The organism is Stenotrophomonas sp. STEN083 (genome assembly GCF_056759195.1).
Map to the genome: position 1 here is coordinate 36,595 of NZ_JBRRCU010000011.1, position 23,150 is coordinate 59,744.

The 23,150-nt window shown below is 62.4% G+C and carries 23 protein-coding genes; 9 read left to right on the top strand and 14 right to left on the bottom strand.

Annotated features, from left to right (window positions below; all coding sequences use genetic code 11):
• The first annotated feature begins 6 nt into the window (after positions 1-6).
• The 3 genes from ACVOK8_RS05560 to ACVOK8_RS05570 all read left to right on the top strand — a co-directional run bounded on the left by ACVOK8_RS05560 (position 7) and on the right by ACVOK8_RS05570 (position 3,138).
• Positions 7-1,302: an acetyl-CoA C-acetyltransferase gene (locus tag ACVOK8_RS05560; RefSeq protein ID WP_481516046.1), complete on the top strand. Its 1,296-nt coding sequence runs from the start codon at positions 7-9 to the stop codon at positions 1,300-1,302.
• 144 nt (positions 1,303-1,446) lie between these two features.
• Positions 1,447-2,454, top strand: coding sequence for a hypothetical protein (locus tag ACVOK8_RS05565; protein WP_481565962.1), 1,008 nt, complete (start codon positions 1,447-1,449; stop codon positions 2,452-2,454).
• Positions 2,455-2,592: 138 nt separating this feature from the next.
• Positions 2,593-3,138, top strand: coding sequence for a hypothetical protein (locus ACVOK8_RS05570; RefSeq protein ID WP_481565963.1), 546 nt, complete (start codon positions 2,593-2,595; stop codon positions 3,136-3,138).
• Between the two features lie 44 nt (positions 3,139-3,182).
• Here the strand turns inward: ACVOK8_RS05570 and ACVOK8_RS05575 are convergent, their stop codons facing one another.
• From ACVOK8_RS05575 to ACVOK8_RS05590, 4 genes are all read right to left on the bottom strand, one after another.
• Positions 3,183-3,620 (bottom strand): hypothetical protein, encoded by a 438-nt coding sequence (locus ACVOK8_RS05575; RefSeq protein ID WP_481565964.1) that lies wholly within the window; start codon positions 3,618-3,620, stop codon positions 3,183-3,185.
• Between the two features lie 43 nt (positions 3,621-3,663).
• Entirely contained in the window at positions 3,664-4,926 is a 1,263-nt protein-coding gene (locus tag ACVOK8_RS05580) for a heme biosynthesis HemY N-terminal domain-containing protein (RefSeq protein WP_481565965.1), read from the bottom strand.
• Positions 4,923-5,903 carry a uroporphyrinogen-III C-methyltransferase gene (locus ACVOK8_RS05585; RefSeq protein WP_481565966.1) on the bottom strand — a complete coding sequence of 327 codons (981 nt, stop codon included), beginning with the start codon at positions 5,901-5,903 and terminating at the stop codon, positions 4,923-4,925. Before ACVOK8_RS05585 ends, ACVOK8_RS05580 begins: the two co-directional genes overlap by 4 nt.
• Positions 5,904-6,017: 114 nt before the next feature.
• Complete coding sequence (locus ACVOK8_RS05590; protein ID WP_481565967.1) at positions 6,018-6,800, bottom strand: uroporphyrinogen-III synthase; 783 nt, start codon at positions 6,798-6,800, stop codon at positions 6,018-6,020.
• A gap of 42 nt (positions 6,801-6,842) precedes the next feature.
• Between ACVOK8_RS05590 and ACVOK8_RS05595 the strand changes: the two genes are divergently transcribed.
• The 5 genes from ACVOK8_RS05595 to ACVOK8_RS05615 all read left to right on the top strand — a co-directional run bounded on the left by ACVOK8_RS05595 (position 6,843) and on the right by ACVOK8_RS05615 (position 9,926).
• Positions 6,843-7,301, top strand: coding sequence for a YiiD C-terminal domain-containing protein (locus ACVOK8_RS05595; RefSeq protein WP_481565968.1), 459 nt, complete (start codon positions 6,843-6,845; stop codon positions 7,299-7,301).
• A gap of 26 nt (positions 7,302-7,327) precedes the next feature.
• On the top strand, positions 7,328-7,756 hold the full coding sequence (locus ACVOK8_RS05600) for a hypothetical protein (RefSeq protein ID WP_481565969.1): 429 nt from the start codon (positions 7,328-7,330) through the stop codon (positions 7,754-7,756).
• Between the two features lie 64 nt (positions 7,757-7,820).
• Complete coding sequence (locus tag ACVOK8_RS05605) at positions 7,821-8,258, top strand: rhodanese-like domain-containing protein (protein WP_481534660.1); 438 nt, start codon at positions 7,821-7,823, stop codon at positions 8,256-8,258.
• Positions 8,259-8,362: 104 nt separating this feature from the next.
• Complete coding sequence (gene secB / locus ACVOK8_RS05610) at positions 8,363-8,878, top strand: protein-export chaperone SecB (RefSeq protein WP_481565970.1); 516 nt, start codon at positions 8,363-8,365, stop codon at positions 8,876-8,878.
• A gap of 19 nt (positions 8,879-8,897) precedes the next feature.
• Entirely contained in the window at positions 8,898-9,926 is a 1,029-nt protein-coding gene (locus tag ACVOK8_RS05615; protein ID WP_481565971.1) for an NAD(P)H-dependent glycerol-3-phosphate dehydrogenase, read from the top strand.
• Between the two features lie 262 nt (positions 9,927-10,188).
• On the opposite strand, the gene ACVOK8_RS05620 is transcribed toward ACVOK8_RS05615, so the two are convergent.
• On the bottom strand, positions 10,189-10,761 hold the full coding sequence (locus ACVOK8_RS05620; RefSeq protein ID WP_481534658.1) for an OmpO family porin: 573 nt from the start codon (positions 10,759-10,761) through the stop codon (positions 10,189-10,191).
• 1,017 nt (positions 10,762-11,778) lie between these two features.
• On the opposite strand from ACVOK8_RS05620, the gene ACVOK8_RS05625 reads away from it, so the two are divergent.
• Positions 11,779-14,049 carry an Ig-like domain-containing protein gene (locus ACVOK8_RS05625; protein ID WP_481565972.1) on the top strand — a complete coding sequence of 757 codons (2,271 nt, stop codon included), beginning with the start codon at positions 11,779-11,781 and terminating at the stop codon, positions 14,047-14,049.
• Between the two features lie 125 nt (positions 14,050-14,174).
• Here the strand turns inward: ACVOK8_RS05625 and ACVOK8_RS05630 are convergent, their stop codons facing one another.
• From ACVOK8_RS05630 to ACVOK8_RS05670, 9 genes are all read right to left on the bottom strand, one after another.
• Positions 14,175-14,480 carry a BON domain-containing protein gene (locus ACVOK8_RS05630; protein ID WP_481566000.1) on the bottom strand — a complete coding sequence of 102 codons (306 nt, stop codon included), beginning with the start codon at positions 14,478-14,480 and terminating at the stop codon, positions 14,175-14,177.
• Between the two features lie 179 nt (positions 14,481-14,659).
• Positions 14,660-14,911 (bottom strand): hypothetical protein, encoded by a 252-nt coding sequence (locus tag ACVOK8_RS05635; RefSeq protein ID WP_481534656.1) that lies wholly within the window; start codon positions 14,909-14,911, stop codon positions 14,660-14,662.
• Positions 14,912-15,400: 489 nt separating this feature from the next.
• Positions 15,401-17,326, bottom strand: a complete 1,926-nt coding sequence (locus ACVOK8_RS05640) for a CocE/NonD family hydrolase (RefSeq protein ID WP_481565973.1) — start codon at positions 17,324-17,326, stop codon at positions 15,401-15,403.
• 228 nt (positions 17,327-17,554) lie between these two features.
• On the bottom strand, positions 17,555-18,370 hold the full coding sequence (locus ACVOK8_RS05645; protein ID WP_481565974.1) for a hypothetical protein: 816 nt from the start codon (positions 18,368-18,370) through the stop codon (positions 17,555-17,557).
• 131 nt (positions 18,371-18,501) lie between these two features.
• Positions 18,502-19,401, bottom strand: a complete 900-nt coding sequence (locus ACVOK8_RS05650) for a hypothetical protein (protein ID WP_481565975.1) — start codon at positions 19,399-19,401, stop codon at positions 18,502-18,504.
• 55 nt (positions 19,402-19,456) lie between these two features.
• Positions 19,457-20,314 carry a hypothetical protein gene (locus tag ACVOK8_RS05655; RefSeq protein WP_481565976.1) on the bottom strand — a complete coding sequence of 286 codons (858 nt, stop codon included), beginning with the start codon at positions 20,312-20,314 and terminating at the stop codon, positions 19,457-19,459.
• Complete coding sequence (locus ACVOK8_RS05660) at positions 20,311-20,808, bottom strand: LeuD/DmdB family oxidoreductase small subunit (protein ID WP_481534653.1); 498 nt, start codon at positions 20,806-20,808, stop codon at positions 20,311-20,313. The genes ACVOK8_RS05655 and ACVOK8_RS05660 overlap by 4 nt, the downstream gene beginning before the upstream one ends.
• A complete protein-coding gene (locus ACVOK8_RS05665; protein WP_481565977.1) occupies positions 20,805-22,076 on the bottom strand; it encodes a 3-isopropylmalate dehydratase large subunit in 1,272 nt (423 codons plus the stop codon). The genes ACVOK8_RS05660 and ACVOK8_RS05665 overlap by 4 nt, the downstream gene beginning before the upstream one ends.
• The gene (locus ACVOK8_RS05670) at positions 22,073-22,873 is read right to left on the bottom strand and encodes a GntR family transcriptional regulator (RefSeq protein ID WP_481565978.1); all 801 of its coding nucleotides are present in this window, start codon (positions 22,871-22,873) and stop codon (positions 22,073-22,075) included. The genes ACVOK8_RS05665 and ACVOK8_RS05670 overlap by 4 nt, the downstream gene beginning before the upstream one ends.
• Positions 22,874-23,150: the final 277 nt, after the last annotated feature.

The window sequence follows — 23,150 nt, forward strand, 5'->3', positions numbered from 1 at the left end:
ATTCCCATGTCAGGTACCCGCATGCCCAGCGCTCGACCCGTCGCCATCCTCGGTGGTGTCCGAATCCCGTTCTGCCGTCAGAACACCGCATATTCGGACGTTGGCAATCTTGGCATGTCGGTCCGTACGCTCGGGGCACTTGTTGAACGGTTTGGCCTGCACGGCCAGCAGTTGGGCGAAGTGGCGATGGGCGCGGTGATCAAACATCCCAGCGACTGGAATCTGGGCCGAGAGGCCGCGCTGTCGTCCGGCCTGTCGCCGCTGACTCCGGGCATCACCCTGCAACGTGCCTGTGGTACCTCGCTGGACAGCATCATCACCGTCGCCAACAAGATCGCCCTGGGGCAGATCGAGTCGGGCATCGGCGGTGGTTCGGATACCACCTCCGACGTGCCGATCGTCTACGGCAAGAAGCTGCGTGCACGTCTGCTGGCAGCCAACCGTGCCAAGAGCACGGGCGACAAGATCCGCACGCTGCTCAAGGGCTTCAAGTTCTCCGAACTCAAGCCTGAGTTCCCCGGTGTGGCCGAGCCGCGCACCGGCAAGAGCATGGGCGACCACTGCGAGGACATGGCCAAGGAATGGAACATCTCGCGTGAAGCACAGGACGAATGGGCGGTGTCCTCGCACAAGAAGCTCGCTGCTGCTTACGAGCGCGGTTTCTTCAGCGACCTGATCGCGCCGTTCCGCGGCGTCGAGCGCGACAACGTGCTGCGCCCGGACACCTCGCTGGAAAAGCTGGCCACCTTGAAGCCGGCCTTCGACAAGGTCTCTGGCCGCGGCACCCTGACCGCTGCCAACTCCACCCCGCTGACCGATGGTGCCGCTGCGGTACTGCTGGCCAGCGAAGAGTGGGCTCGTGCGCACGGCCATGAGCCGCTGGCCTATCTGCGTGATTCGCAGGTTTCAGCAGTGGACTTCGTGCATGGCGAAGGCCTGCTGATGGCACCGACCACTGCCGTGCCGGAAATGCTCAAGCGCAATGGCCTGACCCTGCAGGATTTCGATATCTATGAAATCCATGAAGCCTTCGCTGCGCAGGTGCTGTGCACGCTGAGCGCCTGGGAAAGCGAGGACTACTGCCGCAACCGTCTGGGTCTGGATGCAGCGCTGGGCCGTATCGACCCGGCCAAGATCAACCCGCTGGGTTCCTCGCTGGCTACCGGCCACCCGTTCGCCGCCACCGGTGCCCGCATCATCGGCACCGTGGCCAAGGAATTGGCCGCACGCGGTGGTGGTCGCGCGCTGGTGTCGATCTGCACCGCCGGTGGCATGGGCGTGGTCGCCATCGTCGAGCGTTGATGTAATTCTGTAGTGCCGAGCCATGCTCGGCAGAGGCGTTCCCGGTAATGCCTCTTGCCGACCATGGGTCGGCACTACGTGGTAGTGCTCCTGCCGAGCATCGCTCGGCACTACAGTTTGCTCACCAATGGATGGGGGTAAGACATGCAGCGCATCGCGATTGGTTTGGCAGTGCTGTTGGCAGGATGGGCGGCGCCAGCCGCTGCGATGACCTTCATGAAAGTGGAGCATGTCTGCCCGATTGGCGGTGAGCGCTTCAGTGCGCAGGAAATGGGCTCTGGCACGGCGTTCGGCCACTTCCTCGACGGTCGTCTGCACGGCGCCATCCAATCTCCGTGGCCACTGGTGTCCTGCCCGGGCAACGGCTTCGTCATCTACAAGGACGATTACAGCGCCGACGAGATCAAGCGCCTGACGGCCGTGGTCGAAAGCGACGACTACCAGCGCATGCGTGGCACTGAAACCAGCTACTGGTTGCTGGCGCGTTTGTTCGAAGCGGTCGATGCGCCACTGAAAGACCGAGCCGGTGTGCTACAGAGCGCTACCTGGCAGGCATCGCCCGAACAATACCCACGTTACGTGCAGGCCGCATCGGCGGCAGTTGCCCAACAATGTCCGGATGCGCGCGCCGCTGCCGAACGCGATGAGTCCTGGCTGTACTGCCAGATGTTGTTGGGCGAATGGGAGCGCAGGTTGTCGCGCTTCGATGCCGCGCGCGCGCGCTTCGAGCGCCTACAGCCACTCCCGGAACGTCTGGTGCTTGCGCAGAATCGCGAACGCACGCGTCGCCAATACGTTGCCGAAATCGCACAGCAACTGCAGCTTATCGCCGACAACAACCCGATGAACACCATGGCGGTGGATGCGAATGCACCGCCAGCCAAAGAGTCGACGGATGGGACAACTGCGCGCATTGCCGGCACCCCGGGGATGTCGCCCGAGGCAGCGCAGGCGGCAGCAGATACCGCTGCGACGGCGGCCGATGCGTCAGTCGAAGCTGCAGCATATGCGGCAGAAGCTGCTGCAGATGCCGCCTATACGGGTGGAACGACCATGGATGCCGCTGCCGCAGCAGCGGCCGCTGCGGAAGCAGATGCAGCCGCTGCCGCTGCCGCTGCCGCTGGCGCCGAGTCGACATCGACCAAGCGCTGAGTGGCGTTGTTCCGCAGACAGCTCAGCGGCGGGCCTTCCCCGTCGCGTGGAAAGTGCCAGCGGCCGCATGTGATGCCAAGACGCAGGTGCGGGTCGCCCAGGAGGTGGCCTGTTCGAATCTCACAAGGGACGTAACCAATGGATGAGTTCAACCCGTATGCCGCGCCGGAGGCCTTGCCGCCGCTTGCCAACACCAGTCCGGATAACGGGACCTGCTGGCGCGATGGTGATCAGCTGCTGGCCTTGCCGCATAGCGATCTGCCGCGTTACTGCGTCAAATGTGGAAAGCCGGCGCTGGAGTACCGCCAGCGCAAGTTCTACTGGCACTCGCCGTGGATGTACCTGCTGATCCTGCTGCACTTCCTGGTCTATCTGATTGCCGCACTGGCAGTGCGCAAGACGGCGGTGCACAACGTCGGTCTGTGTTCGGCGCACCGCAAGCGGCGGCTGAATTTCATCCTGATGGCGTGGGCGTCGCTGGTGCCGCTGTTCGGCTGTTTTCTGTTCGACAGTGGCGCGGTGATCGGCCTGGGGATACTGACGTTCCTGGTGATGGTGCTGTGGGGCCTGATCGGCATGCAGATACTCAAGCCCAAGAAGATCGATGTGAGCCTGGCGGTATACCGCGGAGTATCGCCGGCGTTTCTGGCGCGCCTACCGCGCTATCCGTATCGCCGCGACTAGGTCGGCAGTGAGCTACGCAGCAGCCCGGGCCATGCAGCGCCGGCTCAGTCCGCGTCGCTCGCTTGCGCGAGATCCAGCAGGAACTGGCTGATGGCCTGGCGCAGCGGCAGGTCATCGGTACGCTGCGCCAATGCATCTGCGCGCAGCGCATGATCCTGGGCGGCGGCAACATCGCCCAGGTTGGAATGACGTTCGGCCAGCGCCAGATGAATCGAGGCTTCGTAGCTGATCGCCTGCGCTGCGTTGGCAAGCATCAAGGCGTGGTTGTAGTGCTCAATGGCGACATGGTCATCGCCGGTGAAGTCGGCCAGCGTTTCCCACAGGAACGGATGATCGCGGCCGGCAGCGGCGATTGAATCGCAGTAGGCGTGCAGCTGCGTATACAGCGAAGCACTGATGTTTTCCTCGCCATCCTCGCTGGCATTGAGGATGGCATCGGTCAGCTCGACCACGCGCGCATGGATATCCGGAGGTATGTTCATTACGGCTCGTTACGGAAAGCGTTGAGGGTGCGCCTGCAGGTGCTCAGCCCGGCAAACGCGGGAAGCCATGCGCATCGCGCTCTTCGGCCACGGCCTGGTCCTGGATCTGCTGGTGCAGGTTGCGGCGTTGGATCGGTTGCGGCGTTTCGCCGCGGCGCTGACGCACCGCATTGAGCAGGCATTGGTTTGCCAGTGCTTGCTCATCCTGTGCGGCAAACACCTCGCCCAAGGCTTCCCAGGCGTCCGCACCGGCATCCTGGGCGATGGCGCGGTGCAGGAACTCCTCGGCTTGCGCCCATTGGCCTTGACCGGCGGCCAGGCGCGCCAAGCCCAACAGCAGGGCAGGGCTGTTGGGATGCGACTGCAGCCAGCGTTGTGCGCTTGCCCGGCGCGAATCGAATTTCTCCACCGGCAGCTGCGTGTACAGGCTGACCAGCGCCTCGTCCCAGTGGCTGTCCAGGGTCTGCTCGATGCTGCGCAGGGCGACATCGGTCCAGTTCAATGCAACCGCGCGCTGTGCGTAGCGCGCCACCGCCTGTGGGCTGACGCGGAGCGACTTGGGCAGCACTTCCCAGCGTGCAGCCAGCGTATTGACGTCGCTGGCCTCGTCGAGCATCTGCAGGGCGAGCGTGGTTTCCAGTCCGGCAACGGCGCTAGGTGGCAGCACTTGTTGCTGGCGTAATGCGCCCAATTGGCCGTACGCCTCCTCGGCGCGACCGGCGCGCTGCAATGCCTCGGTGCGCAGCCACAGGCCGCGTGGCGGCAAGGGTTGCAGGGCCGGCAGGTCCAGCGCGTTGATCGCCTCCAGCGGCTTGTCCAGCTGCAGCCAGCGCTCGGCGCTGTGCAGGGCGTGCAGGTGTGGGTCGGCTTCCGCCAGTTGCTGCAGGTGTTGACCGGCGCTGCTGTTGTCCTCGCGTGCTTCAGCCGCACGCATGGCGGCAACCAGTGCGATCGGGCGTACGGCTTTCTCCGTTGCGGCGCTTTGCAGCAGTTTTTCGGCGCGCTGCCATTGGCCGTTGTCCAATGCCTGCAGGCCATCGATCAAGCGTGCACGGCCCTGCTTGCGGCGATGCCGTGCCCAGGCGCGGAACGGGGTGCTGATCAGCGACCACAGCAGCCACAGCAGCAAGGTGACGATCAGCACCGCCAATGCGGCCTGCGGCAAGGTGGCGATGTAGTCGTGGTCGCCGGCACGGACAATCACTTCGCCCAGGGCGCGCACCGAGTCCTGGCCCAGCCATTGCGCGCCAAAGATGCCGAGAGCGGCCACCACCAATACCAGCAACAGGGAGCGGAATGCCTTCATGGTGCGTCCTTGGCGGCGCGCGTGCTGCGCAGTTGCTGCAGGGTGCTGCCGAGCTCGGGCAGGTTGGGGCGCAGTTCCACGCCGCGCATCTCGCGCAGTTCATGGCGACGCTGTTGACGCTGCGGCGAGTCCGGCCATAGCCGCTGCAGCCAGCCATCAGCGCGGTCCAGTGCCTGCTGCCAGGCCTTGTCATCGCCACGTTCGAGGGCGGCGCGGGCCAGGCTCAGCTCGATCTGCAGCGAGTCATTGGCGGCGATGCGTTCGGAGCGGGCAACCAGTACCTTGCCGTCGGCCGGGCGAATCTGCACCAGCGGCGACAGCATCTGCTGCCACCATGGTTGCTGGCTGTCGGCGGGCAGCTGCAGGTGTTCGGGCAGGCGTTCCAGTTCAGCGGACCATTGTTCAAGCTGGGCAGCGGTGCGGACGCGCACGCCTGGGCCCAATGCGTCCAGTGCATTGCGTTCCTGGATCAGCGCCTGGCGCAGGTTGAGGTAGTCGGGGCTGTCGATGCCTTCCAGTGCGCTGGCGGCCAATGCATACAGGCGACGCGCACCGTCCAGATCGCCGGCAAAGGTCAGCCGCTGCTGGGCTTGATTGAGCAGAAGTTCAGCCTCCTCGCGGCGTACGGCCTGCGCGCCCTGGCGCGAGCTGTCGGCCAATTGGGCGAGGTTTTCTTCCAGCAGTGCGTTGCGCTGGCTCAGCCCCAGCACTTCATCGCGCAGCACGCGGTTGGTGGCGGCGGCGTCCTGGATGCTGCGGGCATTGGCGCGTTGGTCGCGGCGCAGCGCTTCCAAGCCTTGCTGCAAGGCGGTCAGTTGCTGGCTGGCACTGTCGCGGGCCAGCTCGGCCTGCTGCTGGCGGCTCTGCCAGCTGTGCCAGCCAAACCAGCCGGCAGCGCCCAGCGCGGCGATGGCGATCAGTGGCAGGAGCCAGCGCAGCGGGCGGCGCGGTTGAACGGGTGCGACATCTTCATTCATCGGGGGGCAACATCCTTGGCGGGCATGGCCACGACACAAGGGTGACCACGTATTTGGTGCAGGCAAAGCATCGCCCGCGCGCAGCATGCCTGCAAGTCGCCTTTGGTTGCGTGCTCAGCCTGCGGCCGGGAAGAGTGCGGCGTGGGCGGCGCTGGCCAGTTGTGCAGGCAGGGGCCCGGCGGCCACGCTGACACTGCGGAAACCATGTTCGCTGGCAAGTTCCGCCAGCCGTGCGCTGGCGGCGACTGCAGCGGCCTGCTGCCACTGTTCCAGCAGGTCTGGCGGCAGATACGGCAGCACCGTCTGCAACGCTTCGCCGCTACTGATCGCTATGGCGTACGGGCTCGGCAGCGCCTGCAAACGGGCAATAGTGGTCTTGCTGACCGGCAACGGTACGCGTTCGTAGACGTCGATACGGTGCAGGTTGGCGCCGCGCTCGCGCACTTGCGCGGCAATCACACCGCGGCCACCGGGCGCGGTGACCAAGGCCACACGCAGGCCGTGCAGGTGTTGCATGGCGGGCAAGGCCAGCAGGCCTTCGCTGTCCATCCGGGTCGGCGCCTGCACGCTGGTTGCGCCACGGCGGCGCAAGGCGCGCGCGGTGCCTTCACCAACCGCTATCAGGCTGCCTGCCCGAAGCTCGGCCAACGGCAGCAAGCGCGCAGCGGCTTCGGCGGCGGCAGGGCTGGTGAACACCAGTCGATCGTATTCGCGGGCGGCGTTCAGCTGCTGGCGGGTGGCCTCATCGGTACGCATCTGCAGCCGCCAAGGCGACAACGCCAGCGTACGTGCACCCAAACGCGCAGCTGCGCTGCGCAAGGTGTCGTGCTGCCCTTGCGGACGCATCGAGATGAGATGCCAGACCGTGTCGGCTGACACATAGGCGGGGCGGTTCATTCCATGCATTATGCGGGCGCTTTCCGTTTTGCGTGCGCGTCCATGTCCAAACATTTTGATGACCCCGTGTTGCTGGAAAACCTTCAGCGCACTCTCACCGCAATGCCGCCGGTTGCGGCGATGGGCATCCACATTGCCGGCTACGACAATGGCGTGCTGCGCATGCAGGCGCCACTGGACGTCAACATCAACGACAAGGGCAATGCCTTCGGTGGCAGTCTGGCTTCGGTAATGACGCTATCGGGCTGGGCGCTGGTCAGCATGCGCCTGGGCTTGGCCGGCAAGCAGGCCGAGGTGTACGTGGCCGACAGCAACATCCGCTACCGCGCGCCTGTCTATGGCGACTTGCTGGCGACCGCACGGCTGGCACCGGACCAGGACTGGGATGACTTCCTGACCACGTTCATCAAGCGCGGCCGTGCGCGGGTGACGGTACGCTCGGCGATCGAAGGTGGCGCGGCCGAATTCGAAGGGCGCTTCGTTGCCCTCGGCAAAGGCTAAGATCGGTCATCACTCAGGGGGCCTGCATGTACCGAAACCTGTTCAAGTCCGCCGTCATCGCCCTGTTGCTGGTGGCCGGTGCAGCCCAGGCCGAAGGGCCGAGCCGGTCCCAACGCAGCAAGTTGTTGCCGACTCAGGATGCCTATGTCGCGGCCGTGCGCTGGGGCGATTTCGACAAGGCGGAAGGCTTTATCGACCCGCAGTACCTGCTGCAGCGCCCGATCACCGACCTGCAGCGTGAGCGCTACCGGCAGATCCAGGTGTCCAGCTACCGCGAGCGTTCGGTAGCTACCGGCGCCGATGGCAGCATCGAGCGGCGGGTGGAAATGGGCGTGATCAACCGCAATACCCAGGCCGAACGGCTGGTAATGGTGAATGAGCGCTGGCGCTGGGATCCGGAGGCCAAGCGCTGGTGGCAGGCGGCCGGTTTACCCGATCTTTGGCAGGGCCAATGAGGCATTGGCTGCATTTTCACCGGCTGTGCGACAATCCCTGCCCGCTTATCGACCCGTGACCTGAGTGAATTACGAAGAGTTGCTGGCCTTCGCCGGCCGAAATCCGATGCTGTCGCTGGCCCTGGTCGGCCTGACGGTGGCCATCATTGCCACCGAGGTCGCACGCCTGTTCCGCGGCTACAAGTCGCTCAAGCCGTCCGAATTGACCCATATGATCAATGCCGGCGGTGCGACCGTGATCGATCTGTCGGCTGCCGCCGACTTCGAGAAGGGCCATATTGCCGGTAGCCGCAATGTGCAGCCGGCCCAGTTGACCCCCGCGCACAAGCTGCTGGCCAACGCCAAGCAGAGCCCGGTGGTACTGCTGTGCCGTACCGGCAATGCCTCGGCAACAGCAGCCAAAGCACTGAAAAAAGCCGGTTACGAGCAGGTTTATGTGCTCGACGGCGGTTTGCCGGCATGGCAGGCAGCAGATCTGCTGCTGGTCAAAGGCCGCAACTGAGTCAGCAAATTTTCAGTCAGGGCTTGTGTAGGTGGGCAACCGCCCCCATCGCTGGTCTTGTACTAATCCCATTCAATGAACAATCTGTTCTGGAGTCTTGAGCAATGTCCGAAGAGAACACCAACGGCGTAGTCCCGGCCGACGAATCCGCCACCGGCCCGGCTTTCACCATCGAGAAGATCTACGTCAAGGACGTTTCGTTCGAGTCGCCGAACTCCCCGGTCATCTTCAACGAGAACGTGCAGCCGGACCTGCAGCTGAACCTGAACCAGAAGGTGCAGCGCCTGTCCGACACCGCTTTCGAAGTGGTGCTGGGCGTGACCCTGACCTGCAAGGCCGGCGACAAGACCGCCTATGTGGCCGAAGTCGAGCAGGCTGGCGTGTTCGGCCTGATCGGTCTGGAGCCGCAGGCAATCGACGTGCTGCTCGGCACCCAGTGCCCGAACATCCTGTTCCCGTACGTGCGTTCGATGGTGTCGGACCTGATCCAGGCTGGCGGCTTCCCGCCGTTCTACCTGCAGCCGATCAACTTTGAAGGCCTGTACGCCGAAACCCTGCGTCAGCGTCAGCAGCAGGGCGAGCCGTCGCTGGCCGACTCTGAGCCGGCTGGCAACGCCTGATCGGCGCCTGCGCTTCTGTATGAGTACGAACGACGCAGAAAAGATCGCCGTTGTTGGCGCGGGCTCCTGGGGCACCGCGCTGGCCACACTGTTGGCCCGGCACGGTCATACGACCGTGCTGTGGGGACGTGATGCAGCGGTAATCGAGGCGATTGATCAGCGTCATGAGAATCCCCGGTATCTGCCGGGGATTCCCTTGCCAGAATCTTTGCGCGCCAGCACCGACCTGGCTGCCACCGTTGCCGGGGCAGACTGGATCCTGGTGGTGGTGCCTTCGCATGCCTTTGCCGAGACCGTGCGCGCGCTGGCGCCGCTGCGGCCGGCTGGGGCAGGCGTGGCTTGGGCAACCAAGGGCTTCGAGCCCGGCTCAGGCCGTTTCCTGCATGAAGTAGCGCGTGAAGTGCTGGGCCCGGACGTGCCGTTGGCTGTCGTTACCGGCCCGTCCTTCGCCAAGGAAGTCACCTTGGGCCTGCCCACCGCCATTACCGTTCACGGTGATGAGGAGGCGTTCGCCCAGCAGGTAGCTGACGCCATGCACGGCCCGGCGTTCCGCGCCTATACCGGTGACGACATGGTCGGCGCCGAGCTGGGCGGGGCGATGAAGAACGTGCTGGCAGTGGCAACCGGCGTGGCCGATGGCATGCAGCTGGGCTTGAACGCCCGTGCCGGCCTGATCACCCGCGGGCTCAATGAAATGCTGCGGCTGGCGGCTGCCATCGGCGGCAAGCCGGAAACTCTGATGGGTCTGGCCGGCCTCGGCGATCTGGTGCTGACCAGCACCGGCGACCTGTCGCGCAACCGCCGCCTGGGTCTGGCGCTCGGACGTGGCCAAAGCCTGCCCGATGCAGTGAAGGAAATCGGCCAGGTGGTGGAATCGGTACAGACCGCCGATGAAGTCATGCGCCAGGCTGACCGTCACGGCATTGATCTGCCGATCTCCAAGGCAGTGCAGTCGGTATTGCATGGCGAACTGAGCCCGTCCGAAGGCCTGCAGCAACTGCTGGCCCGTGAGCAGAAGCCGGAATACCCGGATACGCTTTTCAAGTAAGAATGAGCGAAGTTTGACGAAGAAGCCCGGCAATGCCGGGCTTTTTTTTGCCCCCTCCCTTTGGCGCAGCCAAGGGGAGGGTTGGGGAGGGGTAGCTTTGGCCGTGCTGGTAAGGCCCTTGCCGAGCATGGCTCGGAACTACAAAAACCCGGACGCCGCCCAAAAAGAAGCCCGGTCGGGGGAGGACCGGGCTTCCAGCGGCGCGTGGGAGAGAGGTCACGCGCCATACAACACCACTATTTGTTGCTTGCAGCTTTGTCGCTTACCAGGTGAAGCGCGGGCCGACGAACCATTCCTTGTCGCCAGCCTTGGCCAGCTTCACTTCGCCGGTCAGGCCCCAGTTCGGGTTGAACTTGGCGGTGGCGCCAACGCGGCCGTAGAACTCGCCGTCCGGATCGTAACCACGCTTCTTGCTGAAGTCCTCGTAACCGGCCAGGGCGTAGCCCTCGATGTTCTGGGTGAAGGCAGTGCGCACGCCGACTTCAGCGCTGTAGCCGCTGAACTTCGGGCCGTACTCGAGATCCAGCTTCTGGTAGGCCGCACGTGCCAGCAGGTCGGTGTTCGGGGCCACGGTGTAGTTGTAGCCAACACCCAGGCGCCACTGGTCCACGTCAACCTTGCTCTTGTCGGTTTCCTGCGCGTTGTACTCACCGAACACATGGAAGTTCGGATGTACCGCGACCGAGCCCTTCACCGCAAAACCATCGGCGTCGCCGCCCTTGGTATCGGTGTTCACATAGCCGCCTTCCACATAGTTGTAGGACAGGCCATCGGCAGCCGAAGCGGCGAACGGCAGGGCGGCCAGCAGGCCCAAAGCGATCAAAGAAGTCTTCATTTCGGCATTACCTCGTTATTGGTCTTGATCGTTACGGCCTGAATCTGTGGCCGTTCGATAGTTGTGAATTATCCGTTAGCCGACGGAATCCACCCTGAATACCAAACTGACCAGTACATAAATTAGCTGGGCTTTTGGGGAACTTTGCTTGCGGTGATCGATGTGCAACGCGCTACAGACTTCTGCTGCATGAGGCGAAAGCCGTGCGGCAGGTTGGCTGATCGATCCTGACAAACGCGGCCTCGCCTTCGATGTGCTCGCAGCGAAGTGTCGAGTGGGGGTGGATGAGTAGCAGGACTATCGGGTTGCCCGTGTTGGTTTTCGGAAAGGGCGATAAATGGGATCCAGCAAGACGCGCGTCTGCAGTTCCCCGTGCTGCAGTTGGTGAGGTTTCCGATGTGAAGCTAGTTCGGGCGAAATTCCAGCGTCCAGCGGCATTTCGTTTCACAGATGAATCTGCGTGTTTCAAGTCCCTGGCATGGCGAGGAATTCAAGTTGATTCCCATGTTTCTCTTCAGGGTAGCTGTCGATAATCGTGCCGACGGCGTTGCATTGGCTGCTTGTAACGCCCATACGCTCCAAGCCAGCAGGGAGACTTGTTGCCGCGCGTGAACACATGAAAGGAATTTCGCTTTGTGGCGGCGCTGGTTTGGATTCATGCAGCAGGAACGAGGTCCTTGATTTGGAACTTGAGAGCCGTCACCCGCTGTACGGCTACCTGGTGGCTAAGCAGCAGACTGCATCAAGAGCGGAATTCAATGCGCCAAGGTAAAGCACCCCCAATCGACTGATTGGAACGCTACAGCGAGCCGTTTGGGGAGGCGTCTTGATGCTGCCTTGCCCAGCTACTCGCGACGAGACACGCATTTGTCGGCAACGACCCCCAAGCAATGGCGCCGGAGGCCGCGCCGTCGTGCGCGTGCAGATAGCGCCATGACCACAGGCTCAGTTCTGACGTCAGGCACACAGCCGTTGCAACGCAGTTGCACGGCCTATTCAAGTCAATGGAGACAACAAGTGAACGCAGTGAGTTACGGCCAGATCCCGCAGACGGCGAAGTTCAACCATCTCGATGTGTATGCCGGAGGCAGCGCCCCTGTGATCGACGCGATCATCGACGATCAGGGCAGCAGGACGGGTGATATCGGCAACGGTGGCTATACCGATGATGGCCGCCCGGAGATCACCGGCAAAGGCAATCCCGGTGATCTCATCCATATCTATGATGGTTCTGAACTGCTCGGGCGGGTTCGGGTAGCAGCAAATGGCGCGTGGACTTTCACGCCAGCTTTTCCGCTGTCTGATGGCAGGCACAGCATCAGCATCCTGCATGAATCCGACGACGGCGATGTCAGCGATCTGTCCGAACCGTATGTGATCTTCGTTGACAAGGTGGCTCCCGAGGCACCGTCAATAAGCGAGGTGCTGGATGATGTTGGGCCGCAAACTGGTGCGATCAGCAATGGCGGCGGCACGGATGACAACACCCCCACGCTGTCGGGCAAGGGCGAGGCGGGCGTTACCGTCACCATCATCGACAATGGTCAAGTGATTGGTGAGACGCTGGTCGCCGACGACGGCAGCTGGGTGTTTACTCCGGATGCCGAGCTTGCTGATGGTCAGCATGAATTTGAAGTGGTGATGACCGACCAGGCCGGCAATGCCTCAGACCATTCGGAAAAGCACATCATCGTGGTCAAGGCAGCGGTGCCCACACAGATTGCAACTGTCACTGCGATGGGCAAGGACTGGGGCGTGAGCAGCAGCGATTGGCTCACCAATGATGGCGGCGCCGGGCGCCTGATGCAGGGTTCGCTGAGCGCGCAATTGGCTGCAGATGAACGCCTGCTTGTGTCTACCGACGGTGGCCTGAGCTGGAGCGTGGCGTCGGTGGATGGTCTCAGCTGGGCCGCGCAGGACAACAACAGCCACAGCGGCAACTGGTCGATCCAGACCATGGTGGTGAATGACGCCGGACGCAGCGGCGAAGTGGAATCGCGTGCTGTATTCCTCGATACCCTGGCGCCGGATGCGCCAACCAGACTCAGCGTCAACAGCTCCTACCTGACGGTGGCATTCAAAACAGCGGCCGTGTCCGCTGGCGACGTCGTCAGCGTTGTGTTGAATGGACAGCGCTTTGACCAGGCACTGACCGCCCAGGATGTGGCGGCGGGAAGCGTGCGGGTGTACCCGGGATTCGCTGTCGCCAGCGGCGACGTCATGGCCGCGATCATCGACAAGGCTGGCAACAGTTCGAAGTACCGCGACATGGGCGACAACAAGCTCATCGATTTCAACAACGCCGGCTACGTAAATCTCAGTAGCGGGAAAAGCACGACCTACAACGGGCTGCGTATCACCTCCGAGGTCGATCATGATGTCTGGCAGCTACCTGACGCGATCACCGGACTGACCAGCTACGACCCCGCGGTCTATACCGGCATGAAGATCGGCGTCACCGGGCGTACCCGCATCGACTTCACCGAAGGCCCGGTTTCCGAGCTCAAGTTCCTGGTGACCAATCTGCAGGCAGGTCAGTTCGATCCCTCCGTGGTCAAGTTCTACACGGCCAGTGGTGCGTTGGTCGGGCAGCTGTCGCTGTCTGCGTATTGGCCGAACTCCTTGAATGCTTCGTTCAAGGCGCCGGCCGGACAGGACTTCTCGTACATGGTGGTGAGCACCGGCTACAAGGTGCCGGGCTTCACCGGTATTGGTTCATGGGACTGGATTGGTTTGGATGACTTCCAGATACGCAGCGGTGCAAGTGAGCTCAATGTGCTCACCAACCAGAGCATCGATGGCCAGACTGGCACTTACCATGGCGGTGACGAGGACAACGTGTTCTCGCTGGCCAATGTCGCCAACCTGATGGTTGCCAGCAGCGGCGGCGTTTCCGGTGGTGCTGGTGTGGACACGCTCAAGCTCACTGGTGCCAATCAGAAGTTGGATCTGGCGATGTTGAAAGACAGGATCGATTCCATCGAAATTTTTGATATCACCGGTACCGGCAGCAACAGTTTGAGCCTGTCACTGCAGGACGTTTTGGCCAATGGCCAACTTGACCTGTTCCATCAAGGCGCAAAGCAGACCGTGCAGATGATGGTGAAGGGCAATGCTGGCGACGTGGTCAAGCTGGATGATCTGCTCGGTGTTGGCGGCCCGGATCTGGGCGACTGGGCAGCAATGGGCAAACACTCCATCGGCGGCATCTCGTATGTTGTCTATCAGCACTCTGGTCTGGATGCCGAGTTGCTGGTGCAGGATGCGGTACGGGTGGACCTGATCTAAGGCGTTCGGCCTGTTGCCGCTCGAGTAGAAGCGGCCGGTAGGCGTCGATGCAACAGAAAGCGGCACCGGATGGTGCCGCTTTCCATGTCTGCCTCCAAGCGCAGATTTGCGGTGGTATCAGCGCATCAGTGCGCTGCAGCCACCATCAGCGCCGAGCTGTCCACACTTTTGACACCCTTGATGCCCTTGGCAGCGGCAATGGCCCGGTCGGCTTCGACCTTGCTGGCGACAGTGCCACTCAGCGCCACTACACCGTTGACGGTCTCGACCTTGATCTCCATGCCGGACACATCCTTGGTGGTCAGCAACTCGGCTTTCACCTTGGTGGTGATCCATGTATCGGTGCCGGGCTGTTCGGACTCATGACCGTGCGTGGATTGACCAGCGGCCTGCACGGTGAGGGCAGTGCCTGCGCAGCCAATGGCGATCATGCCTGCGAACAGCAGTTGCTTCATCTTGCGGGTATCCATGACGTGTCTCCGATCAGAGCAACGATGCTCCAACTGCAGGGTGCACGCAGCGCGATTAAGCCGATGCCTGCATCCGGTGATGAGCAGGTGCAGGAAACGCAAATTTCGCGTAATGAACGGGCTGCCCTGTTCATCGCGGCTCAAGCGATCATCAGATCCCAGGGAAGATTGGAATCATGGAATTTGAAACGGTAGCCATCGAAATCGACCTGCTTGGCGATGTTGCCCTGTTCGTCGACCATCGTATGGAAACAGACATCGCTAAGACCCATGGTGGCGACACGGCGGCCATCACTGCTGCCCTTGGCGATGTTCTTGGACTCGGTTGCCAGCAGGGTGACCAGTCGAAGCTGACGGCCAGGCCCTTCGAGGAAAAATTTAATCTTGTCCATTGGCATTACTCCGGTATGCGATCCCCCCGAATCCCGTTATCAAGCTATAGCCTGTAGCATGAACGTGCGGCAATGACAGAGTTCCCATTCCCGGCATTGCTGCGCATCTGCACAGCCGAATCACAGCATTGATGTGCGCTGCGTAGCGGTCTGCCACGCAGCGTTAACAATCACCAAGGCGCAACCGACACGGCGATGACCAAGCCGATGACGGCGATGCCGATCAGGATGATGCTGCGCTGGTTCAGTCTTCTGCGCTTCATACATGCTCCGTTGTGTTGCAGGCGGTATTGCTATCTACAGCTGTAACAGACGCACTTGCAACGGCAGAGAAACAAGGTCTATCGCCTGTTGCCAGGAGCGGCGTAGGCCGCGAAGCTTACGCCGCTTCCGTTGCAGCCGAATCGGTCATCAGCAGATTCATATCCGCGATCATCGTGCAGGCTTTGCAAGGTGATCGCCGCCGCCACTGCAGCTACCAGAACACCATCACTCAACAACCGGAAGCGTGATGAAACTGGGATGCTCACTGCTGTTCCAGATACGCTGCGTGGCCTTGTGGTAGTCCCCGGGTTGGGCGAAGAAGATGTTGTCCACGTACTTCTGTGGATTGCGGTCGTAGAGCGGGAAAAGGCTGGACTGCACCTGCACCATCAAATGGTGACCGGGTTGCAGAGTGTGGTTCACGTTGGGAAGATCGAAGCTGTAGGTCTGCGGTGCATCCGACGTAGTCGCTTTCGGCTGGCTGAAACTTTCGCGGTAGCGGCCACGGAAGATGCTGATCGCCAATGGCAGCTGGTAACCGGCCATCTTCGGATTGTCGGGATACTGATCGGGATAGACATCGATCAGTTTGACCACCCAGTCGCTGTCGCTGCCCGAAGTGGATGCGCTGAGCTGCACCTGCGGAATGCCAGCCAGTTTCATCGGCTTGTCCAGTACGGGACCGGTATAGGTCAGCACATCGGTGCGGCCGTCGACGAAGCGCTGGTCGCGCACCAGCCATGTGGTCCAGACATCTCGATCACCCATGTTGACCGGGCGTGGCACGAAGGGCACCGGCTTGGCGGGATCGGAGATGTATTCGGCGTACTGCGCACCGCTGGTGGCGCTGTTGAAGCCGAGCTGGGCATCAGCATTGAGATAGAGCCTGCGTGCGTTGGCGGCGCAGCCTTGCGTGCAGCTCTGCGGCCAGTTGCTGTAGCTGTCCCAGCGATTGCTGCCGGCGTTGTAGACCCACACCGGCGGCGTGTTGGCGATCGGCGCGCCGTCCTTGAGGTATTGGTCGAAGAACGGCTTGAGCACATCACGCCGCCACTGCAGGGCGGTGTCGCCGTTGAAATCCAGCGCACCCAGCGAGCTGCCGTTGTAATTGGCGCCACTGTGCCGCCACGGACCAATCACCAGGAAGTTGCGGGTGTTGTCGTGGTCCTTGGGTTCCAGTGCAGCCCAGGCGGTATGTGCGCCGTAGATGTCTTCCTGATCCCAGAGCCCTTGCTCCCACATGGTGGGAACGGTGATCTCGGGCAGCTTGGCCAATAGTTTGTCCAGCGCCTGCTGTTGCCAGAACGCGTCGTAGGCCGGGTGCTCGCTTACCTTGTGCCAGGCCGGTATCTGCTCCAACCCCAGTGTTTTGGCGAAGGAACCGACCGAACCCGCCTGCAGGAAACTGCTGTAGTCATCGCCGGTCGGCATGGCGATTTTTGTGCCGGCACCGCGTGCAGTCATCTGCCCGCTGAAGTAGCCAAGATTCACCTGCCGATAGGCGCCATGCTGGAACCAGTCATCGCCCATCCAGCCGTCGATCATCGGGCTTTCCGGCGCGGCCACTTTCAGCGCGGGGTGCGGATCAAGCAGCGCCATCACCACGGTGAAGCCTTCGTAGGAGGAGCCGAGCATGCCGACCTTGCCGTTGGACTCGGGCAGATGCTTCACCAACCAGTCGATGCTGTCCCAGGCATCGGTGCTGTGGTCGATCTTGCTTGGGTTGAGTGGACCGCGTGGCGGCCGCGTCATCACGTAGTCGCCTTCCGAGCCGTACTTGCCGCGCACATCCTGGAACACGCGGATATAGCCGTCCTCGGCGAACACGGTGTCGCCCTGCGCGAGCGCATCGACCAGCCGCGTCGCGCCCGGCGTGCGGTCGACGCGGCCGGCGGCGTTGTACGGCGTGCGGGTGAACAGGATAGGTGCGTTGTGCGAGCCCTTGGGGATCATGATCACCGTATACAGCTTGACTCCATCGCGCATTGGGATCATCACCTCGCGCTTCTCGAAATCGCGGGCGGGCTGCGGGGCGACGAATTTCTTGCCGGTGATGTCCGGTGTCATCGGCGAGACCTGCGCGGTGGCTGGCGTTGCCATGGCCAGGCAGGTGATTGTGGCGATGGCTGCAGCCAGCGTCAGGGTCCGCATTGCGCCTACCTCAAGTCCTTGGGTAAACGCTGACGCTATGCCTGTGTAGTGCTGGTCACACATGGCAAAGGTCATGGGCTGCCCAACAGAGACAATCATGCACTGGATCCTCAACTGCCCGCATCCTCACGGGTCAACAGGCCTCAGCGCCAACGGTGAGGCGTCGCAGGCAGGTTCGTCGTCGATCCTTTGAAGGTTGCAGATCGAGCGGCGAGGTAGTGAACTGCATCAGCGCGTCTGGCGCCTGGCCACCAGATCATCAGCATGGTGATGACTGTTCTCCATCTCGTTGGCGCTGAGAATCTGCTGTAGATACCCATCCATGCCCTTCGCCGTGCACATGTCTGGCATGCAGGCACGCAGTGTGAGAACGCTGTTTGGAGCGCAGCCGCCGAAGATCCGGCAGCGGGCGATGAGGGTGCCAACGGCTCCTGCAGCAAGGCGCTGCTCGGGCTCCATTGCGGATCCGTCAGCGGCCAACAGGGGTTCGGTTGCCGCGTGAGATGCCAGCAATACCCCTGCGTGCTCGAACATCGAAGCGTGCGCTGTGGTTGCCATCAGTTCATCCAAGATCATGAGGGCGTGCTCCTGAGCTTGGTGGGGGGCTTGCTCATCGCCAAGCACGTCGCTTGCAAAGAGCATGCGACGGGCTTCCGGATCGCCGTTGTCGGCCAATGTCCTTAAGGTGTCATCGAAAGGAGGCGAATTCCTCATCGGTTGCGCGCGCGACCTGGAGCAGTGCGAAGAAACATAGGCGTCAAGTATGTAGGCAGATTCCAATGTCCGCCTCTCCGGTGACCGGCTGCGCTTGGCGATTTCTTCAAAGGACGTGCTGCGGTGTTGCTGGGTGTAGCCGCATATATCAGCCAGATTCTCCATTTCCATCGCTCTGTCGATGTTGGTAATTGATGCTTGCGAAGCTGAATTGGCTGCCGATTCTGTGCTTGATTGCGCTTGCTGCACAGTCCCGTCCACGGTGCGGGAGTTGGGTACGGCGTTCAATCTTTCCGATGCCGCTACCTCTGCTGTGGCAGCGGTCTGCATGTCCCCAAAACGTTGGCGATGGAAGCCGAGCAAGATTGCCAGGCAGGCAAGTACGAAGGTAAGGAATATGGAGAAAGGGCGCGCTCGCATAAGCAATCTTCTGCAGGCCATCAGGAGGACACATCAATGAATCAGCTTGCGCTCATGCATGGGCTCGCAGGCATCAGTCCTTTGTCCGAAAAAAGGGGATTGGTCACTTGCCACAACTGCCAGTTTCCGTGACCGTAACGGACCAGCCAGAGTGAACCCTTTGGCCTGATGCCGTTGAGCTTATCGAGAGCAGCAAGCTTTCGCGTCATATCATCAGAGTTGGCGCAGGTGATGTTCTTGTCGCCCTGTACCGTTCCCCCTCGACGCTTCCGCGCTATCGCCTTGCCTTGTGAACGCAGCGCTGAGCTGCGGAATATGAGAAGTGTGGCGGCGCCGCTGAACGAAGGGCGCGAAGCACGCACAGTGATTGATGGCAGGTCGGTTGTGTTGCAATTGGCTTGTGGGCGAGTCGACCCACCGCCACCGCCACCGCCTCCGCCACCACCACCACCACCTCCTCCTCCTCCTCCTCCTCCTCCTGTTGGGGTCTCAAGTGAAATCACCTCGTCGGACTGCGAGACCTGCTCGCCCTCCGCACTTGGTAGATAGGCTGCCTCCGAAAGGACCCAGGCGTCCGCCGCTTCACTCCAGTCGTAGACGCCGAAGTTTTCGGGAACGTCACCACCATGGAAGGCGCCCGCTGCGGGTGCGAGGAACAAAGGGGTGTTGGGAACCGATGCGGATACCGGGCGCACGGTTGGGCATCTGGCAGATGCGATTGCTGGTATGAGAACCAGTAAAAAAGCGCTTGCTCTGATCCATAAGCACATGACAGATCCTTTTCGCACCCACGAGTAGGGGTGAAAGGAATCTATGACTTCAGAAACTTTTTTGGATTCAGGAAAAAGCCAAAGCGATGGCAGCTTGTACGTGGCTAAACGGTAGGGGAATTTCGTCAACTGCGGAGAGTCGCCATTCTTGGCATCCCGCAGCCATGACATCGCTCAGCCCGCAGCAGTGCAGCGAAGCGATCTCGTTCAAAGGTCGTATTGGCGACTACCCCGCAAACAGTTGCACGTGCTCCCCGGCGGGCCCGCGCAGGCTACGCTGTTCACCGACAACCGACAGCTGCCATCCAACAGCGAGCAGCATGTCGTCGTTCGTTGCCGGAAGACGTAGCGCCAAACTGTATTGCCCTGCATATCGCGTGTTGGAGGCAACAGGCAACGCCACCTGGTCAATCTCCACCATGCACTGCCCGGGCATCGGCACCACGGCTACCGGGTAGCGTCCGTCCACGGCCTTGCCATAGGCACGATTCAGCACGGTGATCTTGGTATCGAAGGCCCAGCCCTTGCTGCCCAACAATGCAGACCAGGCGCGTTGCGAGGCATCGCGATCCGGCGTGGTCATCACCCCGATGAAGGTGTTCGCAACCGTCGCGTCGGTCATCGGCAGATCAAAGGGTGGCACTGCTGCCTTGATCTGGGTGAGGTAGAGCAGTTCGCCACACGGTCCAAGCACTTGCGCTGCGCGGATGGCAGCGCTCAGTTCCAGATTCGCAGCCGGTCCCAGTACTTTGAAGGGAGCCCGCAGGCCGGCAGCCAAGCTGTCGATATCGCCCACCAGCACCTCCAGCGACAACCAGCCGTGGCGGAACATGGGTTCGGCAATGACTGCATGCGGGTCTTCAATCACCCTCAGCACCGGCTCGCCAGCGCTGTTGGCCAGCCATGCCAATGGCGTGCCGATCAGATCCGGCAGGTCGAGTGCGGCAGCATCCTCAGCACCAAGCGTGTCGCGTTTCTGCACTTGCAACGCCAACTGCGTGGCATAGGCGTCGCAGACCTGCTGCAGGTCCGGCGCAATCAAGGTCGCATGGATGATGCCCTGTTTTAGATGCGGCGCGTTCATGTGCGCCGCTCCGTGGCCAGCTTGCGCTCCAGCCACGGCATCAGCCCGCCGCCAGCAACGATCGCCATCAACTCGGTGGGAATCTTCTCGCAATCGAATTCGCGACCTGTGCTGTGATTGATGATGCGTCCCTCCACCGGTCGTACTTCCAGTTCATCGCCGCGCGATGCTTCAAGCGTCGCACAAACCAGCGCGGGCACGCCGAGATTGAGTGCGTTGCGATAGAAGATGCGCGCGAATGACTTGGCGATGATCGCGCCTACGCCGAGTTCAGCCAGTGCCTGCACCGCCTGTTCGCGCGAGGAACCAATACCGAAGGATTCACCGCCGACCACGATGTCGCCGCGGCGAACTTCGCTGGCGAAGTCCGGGTCCACCGCTTCCAGGCAGTGGCTGGCGAGAACGCTCATTGGTTCGCGCATGTACGGACCTGGCGCCAGCACATCGGTATCGATGCGGTCGCCGAACACGAAAGCCTTGCCACGGACGTTCAAACGTTCTCTCCCAACAACTCGCGTGGATCGCAGATTTCGCCCTTCACTGCGGCGGCGGCAACGCTGTACGGCGAGCCAAGATAGACCTGTGCCTCGGCCGAGCCCATGCGGCCCTTGAAGTTGCGCGCGGTGGTGGACATGCAGACTTCGCCGCTGCTGAGCATGCCCGCGCCCATGCCGGCACAGGCGCCGCAGCCGGACGGCAGCAGGATGGCGCCGGCTTCAGTCAGCGTCGCCAGCGTGCCTTCGGCTGCTGCCTGTGCCGTCATCGCCACCGAGGCCGGGGCGATGAGCAAGCGCGTGCCTTTGGCGATCGTGCGGCCCTTCAATACTTCGGCTGCCATGCGCAGATCGGTGAGCTTGGCGCCGGTGCAGGCACCGATGTATGCCTGATCGACGTGCACCTTGCCATGCTCGGCAACCGGGCGGCTGTTTGCCGGGCTGTGCGGTGCTGCCACATGCGGCGCGATCTGCGCTGCGTCATAGCGGTAGTGGTGGAGGTAGTTGCAATCGGCATCGCTGCGCCATTGCGCAAGATCACCGTTGAAAGGTTTGCCGGCCTGTTCCAGCGCGGCGAGGGTTATCGCGTCGGGTTCGACGATGCCAGTCTCAGCGCCGAGCTCGGCGGCCATGTTGCACAGGGTCAGGCGCTCATGCATCGGCATCGCCTGTACCGCGCTGCCACCGTATTCGAACACCTGACCTTCGTTGCCCATGCCGTACTGGCCGCACAGCATCAGCATCACGTCCTTGGCACTGACGCCGGCACCGAGCACGCCATCGAGTTGCACGCGGGTGGTCTGCGGCACACGCAGCCACACCTCACCGGTGACCAGTGCGCCGGTGATGTCGGTGGCGCCCATGCCGACCATGAAGGCACCAAAGGCGCCACCGCTGGGCGAGTGCGAATCACCGCCAACGCAGAACATGCCCGGCTGCACGTGGCCGTGTTCCTGCAGCACCACATGGCAGATGCCGAGCATGTCGTAATGGGTGACGCCCTGCGCCTGCGCCCACTTGCGGGTGAGGGCGAGGATGTCGGCGCTTTCCATGTCCACCGCCGGTACGAAATGGTCGGAGACCACCACCACTTTGTTCGGGTCCCACACCTTGGCACCGAGCTTTTCCAGCCGTGAGGCGACCCGGCGCGGGCCGCCGGAGTCATGCATCATCAGCAGGTCGAGCCTGGCGGTGAGGATTTCACCTGCCTGGACTGCCTCACGCCCACAGGCACGGGCGAGGATTTTTTCGGCAAGCGTTGCACTCAAACAAATGTCTCCGGTTTGTTGGCTTCGTAGTCCAGGCGCATCTGGTAGCGCAGCTGGTCGGGGCGATATTGGATGTCGAGCAGATCCAGCAACTGCTGGTCGGGGCCGTAGGAACGGCGGGTCAGGTTCATCACCGCCTGGCCGGGCGACATCTGCAGGTGCATGGCGGTCATCGCGCCGGCACGCAGCGCGCTGACGGTCTGCTGGACTTGCACGAAGCGGATGCCACAGCGGCGGAACAAAGCGATGCGCGAGCCATAGGCCAGTTGTTCGGCGTTGAATTCCAGATGTGCGGTGCGGGTCCAGCTGGCGTAGTAGCCGAAGGCCTGGCCGTGCCGCGAGCGCACCCGCACGCAATGCACCAGGGTTTCCTGCGGGCCGCTGCCGAACTGCTCGCGGATCGGCTCGGGCGGGACCACGCGTTCCCAACCCAGCAGGCGAACCTGGGTGTTGCTGGCCAGGGTGTCGAGGCTGTGGATCAGCTCGCCCAGTGGTGTCTTCAACGGCATCGGGATGCTGGAGCTGCGGCTGGTACTGCCACCGACCACACGGGTGCCGCGGCCGCGCTGGCGTACCAGCAGGCCGTCGTTGGCCAGCAGCTGCAGCGCCTGGCGCACGGTGACCCGCGAGATGCGCAGGCGTCGGGCCAGTTCTTCCTCGCGCGGCAACTGCTCGCCGTCACCGATCTCGCCGCGTTCGATCAGCCCACGCAGGAAGCCCTGCAGCTGGTGGTAAAGCGGCGCGTGCAGGTCACGGCGGAGGATGCCCTCCAGGGATTGGGTGGTGAACGGGTCCACGGTGGTTTGCCGGCAGGTCCGAAATAATCTTAATGATATATCTATATAGCTAAAAGGGTTGCAGGTATAGACCTTGTTGTGTTTCGGGCGGTAATCGGTTGGGTTGGGAGGGGCTCTCGCTGGCTGATGCGCCGCCGGGAAGGCCCCTGCCGAGCATGGCTCGGCACTACCGCTTTAGCCCCTCTCCCGCGTGCGGGAGAGGGGTTGGGGTGAGGGCGGCTCTGGCCTTGGCGGCTGAAGCCTCTGCCGAGCATGGCTCGGCACTACCTGTCGCTAT

What these genes read in the sequence shown, in the direction of transcription:
- ACVOK8_RS05560 (WP_481516046.1), top strand. Translation starts at nt 7, where the DNA reads ATGTCAGGTACCCGCATGCCCAGCGCTCGACCCGTCGCCATCCTCGGT.
- ACVOK8_RS05565 (WP_481565962.1), top strand. Translation starts at nt 1,447, where the DNA reads ATGCAGCGCATCGCGATTGGTTTGGCAGTGCTGTTGGCAGGATGGGCG.
- ACVOK8_RS05570 (WP_481565963.1), top strand. Translation starts at nt 2,593, where the DNA reads ATGGATGAGTTCAACCCGTATGCCGCGCCGGAGGCCTTGCCGCCGCTT.
- ACVOK8_RS05575 (WP_481565964.1), bottom strand. Translation starts at nt 3,620, where the DNA reads ATGAACATACCTCCGGATATCCATGCGCGCGTGGTCGAGCTGACCGAT.
- ACVOK8_RS05580 (WP_481565965.1), bottom strand. Translation starts at nt 4,926, where the DNA reads ATGAAGGCATTCCGCTCCCTGTTGCTGGTATTGGTGGTGGCCGCTCTC.
- ACVOK8_RS05585 (WP_481565966.1), bottom strand. Translation starts at nt 5,903, where the DNA reads ATGAATGAAGATGTCGCACCCGTTCAACCGCGCCGCCCGCTGCGCTGG.
- ACVOK8_RS05590 (WP_481565967.1), bottom strand. Translation starts at nt 6,800, where the DNA reads ATGAACCGCCCCGCCTATGTGTCAGCCGACACGGTCTGGCATCTCATC.
- ACVOK8_RS05595 (WP_481565968.1), top strand. Translation starts at nt 6,843, where the DNA reads ATGTCCAAACATTTTGATGACCCCGTGTTGCTGGAAAACCTTCAGCGC.
- ACVOK8_RS05600 (WP_481565969.1), top strand. Translation starts at nt 7,328, where the DNA reads ATGTACCGAAACCTGTTCAAGTCCGCCGTCATCGCCCTGTTGCTGGTG.
- secB (WP_481565970.1), top strand. Translation starts at nt 8,363, where the DNA reads ATGTCCGAAGAGAACACCAACGGCGTAGTCCCGGCCGACGAATCCGCC.
- ACVOK8_RS05615 (WP_481565971.1), top strand. Translation starts at nt 8,898, where the DNA reads ATGAGTACGAACGACGCAGAAAAGATCGCCGTTGTTGGCGCGGGCTCC.
- ACVOK8_RS05620 (WP_481534658.1), bottom strand. Translation starts at nt 10,761, where the DNA reads ATGAAGACTTCTTTGATCGCTTTGGGCCTGCTGGCCGCCCTGCCGTTC.
- ACVOK8_RS05630 (WP_481566000.1), bottom strand. Translation starts at nt 14,480, where the DNA reads ATGATCGCCATTGGCTGCGCAGGCACTGCCCTCACCGTGCAGGCCGCT.
- ACVOK8_RS05635 (WP_481534656.1), bottom strand. Translation starts at nt 14,911, where the DNA reads ATGGACAAGATTAAATTTTTCCTCGAAGGGCCTGGCCGTCAGCTTCGA.
- ACVOK8_RS05640 (WP_481565973.1), bottom strand. Translation starts at nt 17,326, where the DNA reads ATGCGGACCCTGACGCTGGCTGCAGCCATCGCCACAATCACCTGCCTG.
- ACVOK8_RS05645 (WP_481565974.1), bottom strand. Translation starts at nt 18,370, where the DNA reads ATGCAGACCGCTGCCACAGCAGAGGTAGCGGCATCGGAAAGATTGAAC.
- ACVOK8_RS05650 (WP_481565975.1), bottom strand. Translation starts at nt 19,401, where the DNA reads ATGTCATGGCTGCGGGATGCCAAGAATGGCGACTCTCCGCAGTTGACG.
- ACVOK8_RS05655 (WP_481565976.1), bottom strand. Translation starts at nt 20,314, where the DNA reads ATGAACGCGCCGCATCTAAAACAGGGCATCATCCATGCGACCTTGATT.